The sequence below is a fragment of the Flavobacterium jejuense genome (genome assembly GCF_006491595.2).
Classification (GTDB): Bacteria; Bacteroidota; Bacteroidia; order Flavobacteriales; family Flavobacteriaceae; genus Flavobacterium; species Flavobacterium jejuense.
Genome location: NZ_VEVQ02000004.1, coordinates 171,479 through 185,789, shown reverse-complemented (window position 1 = coordinate 185,789; position 14,311 = coordinate 171,479). Strand labels below are relative to the sequence as shown.

At 29.3% G+C, this 14,311-nt stretch carries 10 protein-coding genes; 8 read left to right on the top strand and 2 right to left on the bottom strand.

Features of this window, described 5'->3' with window-relative positions; translation table 11 throughout:
* Positions 1–59 precede the first annotated feature (59 nt).
* From mnmG to FIA58_RS07750, 4 genes are all read left to right on the top strand, one after another.
* Positions 60–1,937 carry a tRNA uridine-5-carboxymethylaminomethyl(34) synthesis enzyme MnmG gene (gene mnmG / locus FIA58_RS07765; protein ID WP_140961858.1) on the top strand — a complete coding sequence of 626 codons (1,878 nt, stop codon included), beginning with the start codon at positions 60–62 and terminating at the stop codon, positions 1,935–1,937.
* A 117-nt stretch (positions 1,938–2,054) separates the two neighbouring features.
* The gene (locus tag FIA58_RS07760) at positions 2,055–2,906 is read left to right on the top strand and encodes a class I SAM-dependent methyltransferase (RefSeq protein WP_140961856.1); all 852 of its coding nucleotides are present in this window, start codon (positions 2,055–2,057) and stop codon (positions 2,904–2,906) included.
* A gap of 877 nt (positions 2,907–3,783) precedes the next feature.
* Positions 3,784–4,380 (top strand): OmpH family outer membrane protein, encoded by a 597-nt coding sequence (locus FIA58_RS07755; RefSeq protein ID WP_140961854.1) that lies wholly within the window; start codon positions 3,784–3,786, stop codon positions 4,378–4,380.
* Positions 4,381–4,474: 94 nt separating this feature from the next.
* Complete coding sequence (locus FIA58_RS07750; RefSeq protein ID WP_140961852.1) at positions 4,475–6,751, top strand: helix-turn-helix domain-containing protein; 2,277 nt, start codon at positions 4,475–4,477, stop codon at positions 6,749–6,751.
* Here FIA58_RS07750 and FIA58_RS07745 read toward each other — a convergent pair whose 3' ends face one another.
* Together FIA58_RS07745 and FIA58_RS07740 are read right to left on the bottom strand one after the other, a co-directional pair.
* Positions 6,752–7,135 (bottom strand): DoxX family protein, encoded by a 384-nt coding sequence (locus FIA58_RS07745; protein ID WP_140961850.1) that lies wholly within the window; start codon positions 7,133–7,135, stop codon positions 6,752–6,754.
* Positions 7,136–7,139: 4 nt separating this feature from the next.
* Positions 7,140–8,288 carry a DNA polymerase III subunit gene (locus FIA58_RS07740; protein WP_140961848.1) on the bottom strand — a complete coding sequence of 383 codons (1,149 nt, stop codon included), beginning with the start codon at positions 8,286–8,288 and terminating at the stop codon, positions 7,140–7,142.
* A gap of 552 nt (positions 8,289–8,840) precedes the next feature.
* Here FIA58_RS07740 and FIA58_RS07735 point away from each other — a divergent pair.
* The 4 genes from FIA58_RS07735 to FIA58_RS21875 all read left to right on the top strand — a co-directional run.
* Positions 8,841–9,275, top strand: coding sequence for a hypothetical protein (locus tag FIA58_RS07735; protein WP_140961846.1), 435 nt, complete (start codon positions 8,841–8,843; stop codon positions 9,273–9,275).
* Positions 9,276–9,301: 26 nt separating this feature from the next.
* On the top strand, positions 9,302–10,573 hold the full coding sequence (locus FIA58_RS07730) for a hypothetical protein (protein WP_140961844.1): 1,272 nt from the start codon (positions 9,302–9,304) through the stop codon (positions 10,571–10,573).
* A gap of 182 nt (positions 10,574–10,755) precedes the next feature.
* Entirely contained in the window at positions 10,756–12,243 is a 1,488-nt protein-coding gene (locus FIA58_RS07725) for a T9SS type B sorting domain-containing protein (protein ID WP_165928880.1), read from the top strand.
* Between the two features lie 17 nt (positions 12,244–12,260).
* Positions 12,261–14,311: PorP/SprF family type IX secretion system membrane protein (locus FIA58_RS21875; RefSeq protein WP_140961840.1), on the top strand; the 2,051-nt coding region annotated here is incomplete at its 3' end.

Sequence of the window (14,311 nt, the reverse complement as noted above, 5' to 3'; positions counted from 1 at the left end):
AATTGCTTTCGATTTTAGATAAATGTAATCTAATTTTACCTTTAATGTTTATAATATAAATGAGTTTATTTCAAAACAAATACGATGTTGTTGTTGTTGGTGGTGGTCATGCTGGTTGTGAGGCTGCTGCTGCTGCTGCAAATATGGGTTGCTCTACCCTATTGATTACAATGAGCTTGCAAAATATTGCACAAATGTCTTGTAATCCTGCTATGGGAGGAATTGCTAAAGGTCAAATTGTAAGAGAAATTGATGCACTAGGAGGTTATTCAGGAATTGTTTCTGATAAAACAGCAATTCAATTTAAGATGCTTAATAAATCAAAAGGACCAGCAATGTGGTCCCCAAGAGTACAAAGTGATAGAATGCGTTTTGCAGAAGAATGGAGATTAATGTTAGAGCAAACTCCTAATTTAGATTTTTATCAAGAAATGGTTTCTGGTATTATTTCTGAAAACGGAAAACTTGTTGGTGTTAAAACAGCTTTGGGTATTGAGATAAAAGCAAAGAGTGTTGTTCTTACTAATGGTACTTTTTTAAATGGGTTAATACATATTGGTGATAAACAATTTGGTGGTGGAAGAGCAGGAGAAAGTGCTTCTTTTGGTATAACTGAAGATTTATTACAATTAGGTTTTGAATCTGGTAGAATGAAAACCGGAACACCTCCTCGTGTAGATGGTCGTTCTTTAGATTATTCAAAAATGACAGAACAACCTGGAGATGCTGTTCCAGATAAATTTTCTTATTCAAATATTACAAAACCATTAGCTGTCCAACGTTCTTGTTGGATGACATATACTTCTAATGATGTTCATGATGTTTTAAGAGAAGGGTTTGATCGTAGTCCAATGTTTAATGGTCGTATAAAAAGTATTGGTCCTAGATATTGTCCTTCTATTGAGGATAAGATTAATCGTTTTGCTGATAAAGAACGTCATCAGTTATTTGTTGAACCAGAGGGATGGAATACTGTTGAAGTTTACGTAAATGGTTTTTCTACTTCACTTTCTGAAGATGTTCAATTCAAAGCAATGCGTTCTGTTGCTGGTTTTGAAAATGTAAAGTTTTTCAGAGCTGGTTATGCAATTGAATACGATTACTTCCCTCCTACACAGTTGAAACACACTCTTGAAACCAAACTAGTTGATGGATTGTATTTTGCTGGACAAATTAATGGTACTACAGGTTACGAAGAAGCTGCTTCTCAAGGTTTAATGGCTGGTATAAATGCTGCTTTAAAAGTACAAGAAAGAGAACCTTTTATTTTAAAACGGAATGAAGCTTATATTGGTGTTTTAATTGACGATCTTATTACAAAAGGTACCGAAGAGCCATATCGCATGTTTACTTCTCGTGCAGAATATCGAACTCTATTACGTCAGGATAATGCAGATATTCGTTTAACTCCAAAAGGTCATGAAATTGGTTTAGCAAGTGATGAACGTTTAATTCGAATGGAAGAGAAATTTTCTAAATCAGAAGCTATGGTAACTTTCTTTAGAGAAACTAGTTTGAAACCAGAAGAAGCCAATCTTGTTTTAGAAGAAAAAGGATCTAGTCCAATGTCACAACCTGATAAAATGTTTAAAGTGTTTTCTAGACCACAAATTGATTTAGAAGATATTGTCAAATTTGAAAAAGTAAAACGCTATATTGAAGATCATGAATTAGATAATGAAATTATAGAACAAGCGGAAATCCAAGTTAAATATTCTGGATATATTGAAAAGGAGAAAAATCATGCTGATAAATTGAATCGTTTAGAAGATGCTATTATTCCAGATAATTTCGATTTCAATAAAATTAAATCCATTTCTATTGAAGCAAAACAAAAATTAAATAAAATTCGTCCAAAGACGATAGCACAGGCTTCTCGTATAAGTGGAGTTTCTCCAAGTGATATTTCAGTCTTATTAATTTATATGGGACGATAAAAAGCTTTTTAGTAATTATTAATTTTGATGCAATTACTAAAAGTTTAAAAATAATGTTTCACGTGAAACAACTTTGTTAAACCTTATTACCACTACTCTTTTGAGTTTTTATTAAAAATGAATTTCGAAGACAATAATAAATATATTCAAGTTAAAGATTTTTCTGTTTCAGGAGAATCTTTTTCTTTGATTATGGATGAAGAATTGCAATTATTAAAAACAGTTCCACAACCTACTTTAGATAATTTAGATTCCTATTATGAAAGTGAAGATTATATTTCTCACACAGATGGTACACGAACAGTATTTGAAAAAGTTTACCAATTAGTCAAAAAAAATGCTATTCAAAAAAAAGTCAGTCTACTTTCAAAATACAATAAAAAAGGAACTGTTTTAGATATTGGTGCCGGAACTGGTGACTTTTTAGTAGCAGCAAAAAAGCAAGGTTGGTTAATAACTGGAATTGAGCCAAATTCAAAAGCGAAAGAAATTGCTATTTCAAAAAAAGTGACTTTTTCAGATTCATTAGAAAAATTAGAGGATCATTCATTTGATGTAATAACAATGTGGCATGTTTTAGAACACGTACCAAATTTAGAATATCAAATCATTCAATTGAAAAGATTATTAAAACCAAATGGAACAATAATTATTGCTGTTCCTAACTATAATTCTTTTGACGCAAAATATTATAAAGAGTTTTGGGCCGCTTATGATGTACCAAGACATCTTTGGCATTTCTCTAGAACTGCTATTCAAAAACTTTTCCAGAAACAGCATATAAAATTGTTTCACGTGAAACCTATGTGGTTTGATAGTTTTTATGTTTCTCTACTATCAGAAAAATATAAAAATGGAAAAATGAATTTTATAAAAGGATTCCTTATAGGACTTTCTTCTAATTGTTTAGGAATTTTTAGAAGAGAATTTTCTTCTCATATTTATTTATTAAAAAATAATACTAAATAAAAACGATACACAATTTTTAACTTTTTTAGTAACTAATTCATATTTTACTGATAATTTTATTTTATTAATTATTCAGAATAATTTATCAATTTTTGTAGCATTTTTATTCTCTGAAATTATTTTTAAAAATTAAGCTTTAAATAAGTTCTAGTACTTGTTATTTGATGTAAATTTCATTTGAAAGATTTGGAAAAGTGCCTATTAAATTCATAACATTTTTAATAGCCCTGATAGTAACGACATCCTTTTCTTTTTTACTATTGAACCTTTTCTTAAAAAAAAGAAAAGATATAGTGGAAAGCAGGTTTGATTTTGTTTTGAAGAAATATTTTTCTGCTTCTAAATAAAAGAATCGAATTTTTCGTGAATACATTTTTTTGTTTTCTTTAGAAATGTCTTCCAAAAAATTAGTTAATGATTATCGAATAAAAGCGCTACTCTATTTTTTTATTGCAAAAAAAGAAGTATCATAAAAAACTTTTTACAGAATTCTTGTGTGATTTTTTGTTTTAAATTTTAGATAGTATTGAAAATAATTTTGTAAAAGTTTTATTGTTTTTTATGTAAAAACTTTTGATAAACTTAAAAATCTACAATTATTGCCAAAAACAAGTCTAAAAAAGCATTAAAACGAACTGTAAAGATTGGTAATACGTGTTTTGTAATAAAATAACAAAGTATATTACTTTTAAAAAATAATTGCTTAAATCGCTTTATTTTAACTTGTTTTTAATAGTTGTTTGTTATTAAAAAGGTAAAATCTTATAAATTTTAGTTATAATTAAAAAAAGCACATAGTTTGGTACTTAGCAAGGAATTACTATTTTTACCAAAAATTTCAAAATATATATTTTAAAGCAAATAATAATAATTAAAAATGAAAAAAGCCTTATTGATTTTAGGAGTTGCAATTGCACTAATTTCTTGCGACAAAAAAGAAGATAACAAAGAAAGTTTTAAAACTGCTTATATAGATACTGCAAAATTAATTCAGGATTATGCGAAGTTTAAAGATGAAGATGAAAAGTTTAAAGTGAAATCGCAAGAAATGGGTCGTCCTTTAGAGGCTAAATTAAAAGCATTTCAAACAGAAGCTTCAGGTTTTCAAAGAAACGCACAAATTAAAGGTATGGCTTGGGCGCAACAAAAGGGTGCTGAATTACAGCAAAGAGAACAAGAACTTTCTATGGAGCAAGATGCTTTATTAAGACAAATTCAATCGGAAAGTGATAGTATTAGAACAACCATCGTTAAAGAATTAAAAGACTATATCAAAGATTACGGTAAAAAAGAAGGATACGATTATATTTATGGTACAGGTGATGCTGCTACTATTTTATTTGCAAAAGATCCATATGATATTACTGAAAAAGTTTTAAAGAAATTAAACGACGAATTTACTGCTAAAAATGGTGGTGAAGCTAAGAAGGAAGAAGCTGAAAAAAATGATGAAAAAGAAACTGAAAAAAAATAGTCTTTTTTCTAATTAATTATATGAATAAGCCCCTTATTGGGGCTTTTTTATTGATTTTCATTTCTTTATATTTGTTTTTTAAATTATAAGCCATATGAATACTTTATCTATTGAAGCCATTTACACTTTACAATTTGTAAATCAAACTAAAAAATCTATTTTTTTAACTGGAAAAGCAGGAACTGGAAAAACTACGCTTTTAAAAGAAATTATTAATACTACACATAAAAATACAGTTGTTGTTGCTCCTACAGGTATTGCTGCTCTTAATGCAGGAGGAGTAACTATTCACTCGATGTTTCAACTTCCATTTGCTACTTTTATTCCTGATCATAAAGACATTACAAGTTTTTCTTCTAGTATAAAAATCGAAAATAGATCTTCTTTATTACGTCATTTTAAAATGAATGCTATAAAAAGGTCTGTGATAAGAAATATGGAGTTGTTAATCATCGATGAAGTTTCTATGTTACGAGCAGATGTGCTTGATGCCATTGATTTTATGATGCGAAAGACACGAAAAATAGAAAAACCTTTTGGAGGTGTTCAAGTTATTTTCATTGGAGATTTATTGCAACTGCCACCAGTAGTAAAACAAGTTGAATGGCAAGTTTTAAGAAACTATTACTCTGGTATGTTTTTCTTTAATGCTCAGGTAATGCAACAGTTTCCTCCTTTGTACATAGAATTAAGTAAAATTTACAGACAGTCTGATACTGTTTTTATTGAATTATTAAACAACTTACGTAAGAATAAAATTACAAGAGAAAATATTGTTTTATTAAATAAATATGTAGAGCCTAATTTTAATGCTAAGGAAAATAAAGGTTATATTTCATTAACAACACATAATGCAAAAGCGAACGAGATCAATCAACAATCTTTGCAGGATTTAAAAGGGAAACTATATACTTATTTACCAGATATTGTTGGCGATTTTCCTGAGAAAATATTTCCTATTGATGAAAAGTTAGAACTTAAAATTGGAGCTCAAGTCATGTTTATTAAAAACGACTTAAGTATTGATAAACAATACTTTAATGGAAAAATGGGTGTTATTGAATCTTTATCAAAGGAAGAAATTTTAATTCATTTTCCTGAGGAGAATAAAACAATTGAGGTTGAAAAGTATGAGTGGGAAAACGTACGGTTTAAAGTAAATGAAAGTACTAAAGAAATCGAAGAAGAGGTTATAGGTACTTTTGTCCACTACCCTATTAAATTAGCATGGGCAATAACAGTTCATAAAAGTCAAGGATTAACTTTTGAAAAAGCAGCACTTGATGTTTCACAAGTTTTTGCTCCAGGACAAGCTTATGTAGCACTTTCTAGATTGCGATCTTTAGAAGGTTTAGTTTTACTGTCTCCTTTACAAATGAACGGAATTTCTAGCGATGAAAATGTACTTAATTATGCTTCTAACAAAGCAACTGAGGATGATTTGAAGAATTCTTTAGTTATTGAAAAACAATACTTTATATTAGAATATTTGAGTAAAGGTTTTCAATTTAAAGAAGTAATCCAAGAATGGAGAAATCATTTTTATAGCTATAAATCAGAAGAATCGAAATCAATTAAAGCAAAGCATTTAGATTGGGTGACTATTCAATATGAGAAAATCATAGTTTTGGAAATTCCTTCAGAAAAATTCCTTCTGCAATTACAATCCATTTTTAATAAGGAAATAATTGATAATGAATTTATTAAAGAAAGATGTGATGCAGCTTTTAATTATTTCTTTAAACCTTTAGATACAATTTTTGAAGATTTGTTATTTAAAATTGAAGAAATTAAAAGAACAAAAAATGCTAAAGCTTATTTTAACGAATTAATAGTTCTAGAAGAATTATTACTTTCTGTTATTATACAATTAGCGAAAGCAAGAATCATTGCAAAATTGCTCTTTGAAGAAAAAGAAATAAATAAAGAAAATTTATATTCGAATGAAATAAAAAACTATAAATCTGATAAATTAGAACTTGTAAAAGAACGTTTTAAGAAGGAAAATAGTACTTTAATAGATGATGAGGAACATTCAGTATCTTATTACGAACGACCAAAGAAAAAGAAAACTAAAAAGGATAAAAAATCTACTATTGAAGAAACATTGGAGTTATTTAAAGAACATTTATCAATTCCTGAAATTGCTAAAAAAAGAAAGCTTACTGAAGCTACTATATACAACCATTTTACCAAATTGATTCAAATGGAAGTCATTGAAATTTCAGAAATTCTTTCTAATGATAAAATCATAGCATTAACAAAAGCTTTTAAAAGTTATGAAAATGAAGGGTTGGCCCAATTAAAAGAAGCTTATGGAGAGGCTTTTTCTTGGGATGAATTAAAATTATTTAGAGCTACTTTAAAATAACTACCCTAAAAGATATACAGCCATTATAGCTGGAATAAAGTAAATAACAATAGTTCTTGCTCCATCATAATCTTTTGCAATACGTTGTCCAAAAAGTAAAAATAAAAGAGTTATACAAGATAAAATAGCTCCATAGTACCCTATTTGAGAAGTCGTATTTGAAAATAATTCAATGATTCCAGAAATGCATAGGACACCAGAAAATATTTCTAAAATTAAAATAGTAAACAAGGCTAACGGAACATAATTAGCAAAAATAGTTCCTGTAAAATGACCTTTTAGCCAAGAAACATTACCTTTCCAATCCTTAATTTTATCATAACCAGATTGTAAAAAAGTAATAGTCAATAACAATAGTAGTAAAATAGGGGTAACTTGTATCATAATTTTATTTTTTATGTAATAAACGGGTTAGTTTAATAGACAAATCTGTTAGAATAATTTTACTATTACCATTCCTTTCTATTTGGTATATAGCTTGTTCTAATTCATTAAATATAAGAGTAATATTGGTTCCATCTATGAAAGGAGCAAATTTTTTCAAATCAAAATTATTTTCTTTGGGTTCTAAAAAAACTAAATCAGTAGCTTGATAATTAGACAGTAAAGCTTGTCTAAAAAAATGAATACAATAATGTAAAAATTGCTTTTGAACTTCCCTACCTAATGAGGCTATAGTTTCACTCCAAGTAATCAAATCTTGAATAGCTGCTGCATTTCCTTTGGCTTTAAAAGCACTTCTCACCCATTCAATAAACCAAGATTCAAAAGGAAAATCTTCGGTATCATTTTTTAATAAATGCATCGCTTTATTAAAATTTCCTTCACTCTGATGGGCTATTTTCTGTGCCTCTTTTTCGGCACAATTTTCTTTATTAACAAGGGCTTCAGTAATAACACTTTCACTTAAACCAATAAAATCTAGTACTTGACACCTAGATAGTATAGTTTGTAAAATATCATCAACTGATTCTGTTATTAATAAGAAAACAGTTTTATTAGGTGGTTCTTCTAAAAGCTTTAATAGTTTATTGGAAGCTGCAGTATTCATCTTATCAGCCATCCAGATAATCATAATTTTATAACCTCCTTCATAAGACTTCAACGATAAAGCTTTATTTATTTCTGCAGCTTCATCAACCCCTATTTGACCTTGTTTATTTTGAATACCAATGCTTTTAAACCAGTCAAATAAACCTCCGTAAGGAGTATCTTTTAAAAATTGTCTCCATTCTTGCAAAAAATGGCCACTTACGGCATGAGATTTAACTTTATCATTTGTAGCAACAGGAAATACAAAATGTAAATCAGGATGAGAATAATTCTCAAACTTTAAATTACAACTTGGATTACCCGTATTGTTTTCATTATTGGAATTAGAACACAATATATACTGGGAATATGCAATTGCCATAGCTAATGTTCCAGAACCTTCTGGACCCACAAATAATTGAGCATGAGGTATTCTACCTAAAGAAACACTTTTGGTTAAGTGATTTTTTATATGATCTTGTCCTAAAATATCTTTAAAAAGCATGAAACAAATATAATAATAACATTATTAAGAAACCTACTATTATCGTAAATGGAGCTTTTTTAGTCGTAGTTTTTAAAATAAGTTTTTAACAATCTGTTTTTTAATTAAATGACTTTTTTTTATTTTTTTATTGGTAAACAGAGAAAGTTTTTTTAACAATTTAATTCTAAAACAATATAAATTATTTTGTAACTTTATAAAAAGGTACATTGATGATTATCTAAGAATTTTGCTTTTTATCTAGGATTATTAAAAGGATTTTAAGCTCATATGTTAATGTTTTATATTTATTTTAAATATTTTATAGCAATTATATAGTTGAATTATATGAGTTTAAAAACTTTGGCACGCATTTTGAATACCTAGATATTAATTGATATATTGATTAAAAAATTAATTAACGGCAAATATAATTATGAATAAAAAAGGGTTACGATAAATTTTTTTTTAAAATATTTATCAACATTTTTATCAAAATATTTTGTTAAAACATTTAAATACATATATTTGTAGTTGTTTTGCCTATTTACTGAAAAATTAACAAAATTTATTATGAGAAAATTTTACGTATGCATAGTTGCATTATTTTTACTAGCATCAGTTGATGTGGTAGCTCAAAACGGCCAAAAAGTTATTATTGATATCAGAGGTATCGGTTCTTATCATGATCGAAAAGATTTAGAAGCAATGACAAAAGGACAATTGATGCCGTTGTATTTGGAAAGGGTTAAAATTTTATTTAGTGTCATTCAATATTTTGGAGTAACAAATAAATCAGGAGTAACTTTTACAGATTTGGGTATACCAGCTTCAAAAGAAAACATTAAATTGTTGGACACTGAATCTGAAAACAGAGAAGAATTTTTAAAAAACAATGCTGAGTTTTTAAAAGGTATTTTGCCTTACTCAGATACTAGTAATATAATTACTGCCATTCTATTTTATGAAGAAGTATTAAAACTTGTTCATCAAGTTCAAGTAGAGTAGACAACAAAAAAAACAAAATCTAAGTTATGAAAAAAACTATTTTATTAATTGCACTAGTCCTATCAGGACTTTCAATACAGGCTCAAGATAATTGGGGAATTGTGGGTGGTAATAATTGGTTAAATGGATGGTCATCTTTTAACCCAGTTGGAAAAGACTATCCACAAACAACAAAAATCTTAACAGGTAATATATCTTCAGATTTAACACTAACAAATCTTGAAACATATAGCCTCGTTGGTGAAGTGTATGTAACTAATAATGCTACCTTAAAAATTGAACCAGGAACTGTAATTAGAGCAAGTTCAAGTGAGTTTAGTGCAATAATCATAACAAAGGGATCAAAAATAGTTGCTGAAGGACAAGTAATAAATCCTATCGTATTCACATCTGATAAGCCAGTAAATGCTCGTAAATCAGGAGATTGGGGAGGAATTTTTATCTTAGGGAATGCACCAATAAACACTTTTGGAAGTATGTCTCGTATAGAGAGTAATATTCCAAGTAACTTTGTTGTAGGTGGTGGAGATAACGCAGCAGATAATTCTGGTGTTATGAAAAATGTAAGAATTGAATTTGCTGGTAAAGGAAAAGACAGGTATGCAGTATATGATGCACTAACTTTGGTTGGTGTAGGATCTGGAACTATTTTCGAATCAATCCAAATTAGTATGTCTAATGGTAATGCCTTTAAATTTATAGGAGGAAACCCTAAAGCCTCTAAGTTAGTATCTTATAGATCTAAGAGTAGCGATTTTGATTTTACACAAGGAACGATTGCTAAAGTGAATAACGGTTTAGCTATAAGAAATCCTTATTTCTCTGCTAGTTCAAACTATAGAGCAGTTACTATTAATTCATTCATAAACAAAGATTTAACGGATTTTTCAAAACCAGTAACAAATGTAAGTTTAGATAATTTTACAATAGTAAATGAATCTGATGGTAAAGTTGCAGATGGGCTTGTTAAAGAAGCTATTTATATTCACAAAGATTGTCTTTTCGATTTTAAAAATAGTGTAGTAACGGGTTTTGCTTCTGCATTATATCTTGATGGTAAAATTCCTATCGAAGAAGAAGGATTATCTAAAATTCAACTACAAAAAATATTTATAAATAATTGTAAAAACAATATTGTTTCAGAGAATGGTGGAGTAACGAATGATGACCTAGAAAGATATTATGGGAAAAAGTCTTACGGAAATAGATATTCCAAAACACCTTCTCAAGATTTGTTTGTAGATGCAAATAATCCAAAAACTCCAGATTTTAGAATTAAAATAGGTAGCATTAATTAAAAGTATAAATACAGGTTACAAAATAAATTATTTTAGAGCTGTTAAAATTGTAGTTGATAAATTACAATTTTAACAGTTTAGTTATTATAAACGAATATAAAATGATTAATAATATTTAGTAAATGATGTGGATCAATAACATAAAGTTTGTACTTGTTTTTTCAATTTTATTTGTATTCAATATGAATGCGAATACCGTTGATGAAAATGCTAATTTATTTTTTCAAACACCTAATATTTCTAATGTTAAATTTCCTGGATTTAGCTTAACTGACCCAAATGTAACATTTTGCCAAAGTGCTGCTAATCCTACACGTACACTTACCTTTAGTGTTACTAATTATGCCAATTTAAGTGGAAGTAATCAGTTTCAATTATTTTTGTCTAATGATAATTTTAATACAGAGGTTCAGATTTTGAATCCAACAATTAGTTTTACTGGTGCTGTAACAACAACAGGTAATTATTCAGCTACTTTTAGTTTTCCTGCACAAACTTATGGTGGAAATTATAAAATAAGAGTAAAAAGCACTACACTTTCTAGTTTTGCTACTTCACAAGTATTTTCTGCGTATGATCTAATTTTTAATGCAGGTATACCTTTAAATGTAACTAATGGAAATGTGATAATTTGTTCTGGTTCTAGTTTTACAATTTCTATTACAGATCCTGGAACTCCAAACTCAACGCCATTAGCTTATCCATATTTAACATATATTTGGAGAAAAAAGAATGGTAATGTTTTTGATATAATAGCAAATCAAACAGGGCCTAACTTAACGGTTTCTGCTGCAGGTGTGTACTATGTTGAAGTTAATTATGGTTCAGAATGTTCCAGTTCGGCATCACCTAATACATTTGCACAATCAGTTCAAGTTACTGTCTCAGTCGCTAGTGGAGGAAATGCTTTACAAATTAACACTATAAATGGAGAGACAGAAGTATGTGAATCAATAGGAGTTGAATTACTTTTACAAGATAGTTCAGGTGATCCTGTAGCTAATGGTTCTCCTATAAGTTGGTATTTAGGTGGTCAACTTATACCAAACGCAACTTCAAATACCTATTTAGCAACACAAGGGGGTTCATATACAGCATCATTAAATAATGGTTCATGTACCGTGAGTGTTCCTGATAGTCAAGCTTACATTTTAGATGATATAACTTTTAATGCTACATTAAATGTAGGAACACCCTATGAGTTAGAGTTAGGTGAAAATTTTAATGCAATTGTAACAACAGATGCAATATCACCTTCTTTTGTATGGTCATTTAATGGAACTGTTTTAACAGAAACAACTAATACTCTAAACATAGCTGCTGCTGGTCAATATACAGTAATAGTAACTGAAAACTCAGGTTGTATTTCAACAATTGAATTGAATTTACTTGTTATCGAACCAAGTGTGGACGAAATACCTAATTTAATTAGTCCCAATGATGATGGAGTTAACGATAAATTTAAAGTTCCTTACAACTTAACAAGTTCTAATAACCTAAGCCTCGAAATATATAATTCCTCCGGAAAACAAGTCTATGTAACTGAAAATTATCAAAATACATGGCCTGAGAATGTAGATGAAGCTTTTCAATCCAAAGCATTTTTTTATTATAAAATGTCAAAAGATAGTCAAGTAATAAAAGAAGGAATTTTAACTGTCATTAAATAACCCTACAAACAAATCAATTGAAAAGCAAGTACTTAAGTGTAATTTTATGTGTATTTTTTACAACAACGGCATTCTCACAGGAAAATGCTTACACTTCTTTTGATGTATCGTTAAATAATTCTATACGATTAAATAGATTTCTTATAAACCCTACCTTTAGTTATGTAAGAGAAACAGCTCCTACTATAAATCTAGTTAATAAAAGGCAATGGGTGAAATTTGAAGACGCTCCTGTTTTATATTTAATAAACTACCAAGGAAGATTAAGTAACGAATCAAGATTTGGTATTGGTGGGTATTCTCAATCCATTGGAATTTCAAAAAACACAGGAGGTTTTTTAAATTATGCTTTAAATGTACCACTACAAAAAGAAGCTAATTTTACATTTGGTATTAATACTTATTTTTCAAGTAATAGTATTGATGTCAATAAAGCAATCACAGAATCTCCTGAACCTCTTTTTGGAAATCTAAGTGCAACAACAGTAATTTCTGTAAAACCAGGAGTTAATTTAAACTTCAATAATTTTGATATTGGTATCGCTGCAGATAATATAATCTCTTATAATTTATCAACTAGTGAGTCTGTAAAAGAAAATAAATCGAGTTCTTTTTCTGGACATTTAATGTATACTAAAGAATTAGACAGTTATTATAATCTTCTTGATGGAGCCAACTTTTCTACAATGGTACGTGTCCATAATAGTAATGGTACTACAGCACTTGCAGGAAACTTTTTATTAGATCAAAAGGAAATGGGTTGGGTGGAAGCTGGCTATAATTCATTATATGGTGCTAATGCAGGTATAGGAGTAGCAATTTCAAGTAAATTTTTAATTGGCTATGCTTACAATTTATCAATTAGTAATTCGTTATTTTTTGGTTCAAGTCATGAGTTTTCTTTATCTTATAGATTTGATGATTATGATGATTCTTTCAATTATAGAAAAAGAGCACAAAAATTAAGAGAAAGGAATGCAAAAAAGAAAGGAGCTGTCAATACAACTTTTGCTAAATTAGAACAAGAGCGTATAGATAAAGCTAAAGCAGAAAGAGAAAGATTAGCTATAGAAAGAGCTGAAAATGAAAGATTAGCTCAAGCCGAAAGAGATAGATTAGCTGCATTGGCATTAGCTGAGAAAGAGCGTTTAGCAAGAGAACAGGCTGAAAAAGATAGATTAGCTGCATTATCTCAATCTGAAAAAGACAGATTGGCAAGAGAACAAGCAGAGAAAGATAGATTAGCAGCGTTAGCTCAAGCAGAGAAAGACAGATTGGCTAAAGAACAAGCTGAAAGAGATAGGTTAGCTGCTTTATCACAAGCAGAAAAAGATAGACTAGCTAAGGAACAAGCAGAGAAAGACAGATTGGCTAGAGAGCAAGCTGAGAAAATGAGATTAGCTAAAGATCAAGCAGAGAGAGACAGATTGGCTAAAGAAGAAGCCGAAAGAGATAGATTAGCTAAGGAACAAGCTGAGAAAGATAGATTGGCTAGAGAGCAAGCAGAAAAAGATAGACTAGCAAAAGAACAAGCTGAGAAAGACAGATTGGCTAGAGAGCAAGCTGAGAAAATGAGATTAGCTAAAGATCAAGCGGAGAGAGACAGATTGGCTAAAGAAGAAGCCGAAAGAGATAGATTAGCTAAGGAACAAGCAGAAAAAGACAGATTGGCAAGAGAACAAGCTGAGAAAGACAGATTAGCTAAAGAACAAGCTGAGAAGGATAGACTAGCTAAAGAACAAGCAGAAAAAGATAGACTAGCTAAAGAACAAGCTGAAAAAGAAAGGTTAGCTAAAGAACAAGCCGAGAAAGATAGATTGGCAAGAGAGCAAGCAGAAAAAGATAGATTAGCTAAAGAACAAGCTGAGAAGGATAGATTAGCAAGAGAGCAAGCAGAAAAAGAAAGGTTAGCTAAAGAACAAGCCGAGAAAGATAGATTGGCAAGAGAGCAAGCAGAAAAAGATAGACTAGCTAAAGAACAAGCTGAGAAAGACAGATTAGCTAAAGAACAAGCTGAGAAGGATAGATTGGCAAGAGAGCAAGCAGAAAAAGAAAGGTTAGCTAAAGA

What these genes read in the sequence shown, in the direction of transcription:
- FIA58_RS07760 (WP_140961856.1), top strand. Translation starts at nt 2,055, where the DNA reads ATGAATTTCGAAGACAATAATAAATATATTCAAGTTAAAGATTTTTCT.
- FIA58_RS07750 (WP_140961852.1), top strand. Translation starts at nt 4,475, where the DNA reads ATGAATACTTTATCTATTGAAGCCATTTACACTTTACAATTTGTAAAT.
- FIA58_RS07745 (WP_140961850.1), bottom strand. Translation starts at nt 7,135, where the DNA reads ATGATACAAGTTACCCCTATTTTACTACTATTGTTATTGACTATTACT.
- FIA58_RS07755 (WP_140961854.1), top strand. Translation starts at nt 3,784, where the DNA reads ATGAAAAAAGCCTTATTGATTTTAGGAGTTGCAATTGCACTAATTTCT.
- FIA58_RS07735 (WP_140961846.1), top strand. Translation starts at nt 8,841, where the DNA reads ATGAGAAAATTTTACGTATGCATAGTTGCATTATTTTTACTAGCATCA.
- mnmG (WP_140961858.1), top strand. Translation starts at nt 60, where the DNA reads ATGAGTTTATTTCAAAACAAATACGATGTTGTTGTTGTTGGTGGTGGT.
- FIA58_RS07730 (WP_140961844.1), top strand. Translation starts at nt 9,302, where the DNA reads ATGAAAAAAACTATTTTATTAATTGCACTAGTCCTATCAGGACTTTCA.
- FIA58_RS07740 (WP_140961848.1), bottom strand. Translation starts at nt 8,288, where the DNA reads ATGCTTTTTAAAGATATTTTAGGACAAGATCATATAAAAAATCACTTA.
- FIA58_RS07725 (WP_165928880.1), top strand. Translation starts at nt 10,756, where the DNA reads ATGAATGCGAATACCGTTGATGAAAATGCTAATTTATTTTTTCAAACA.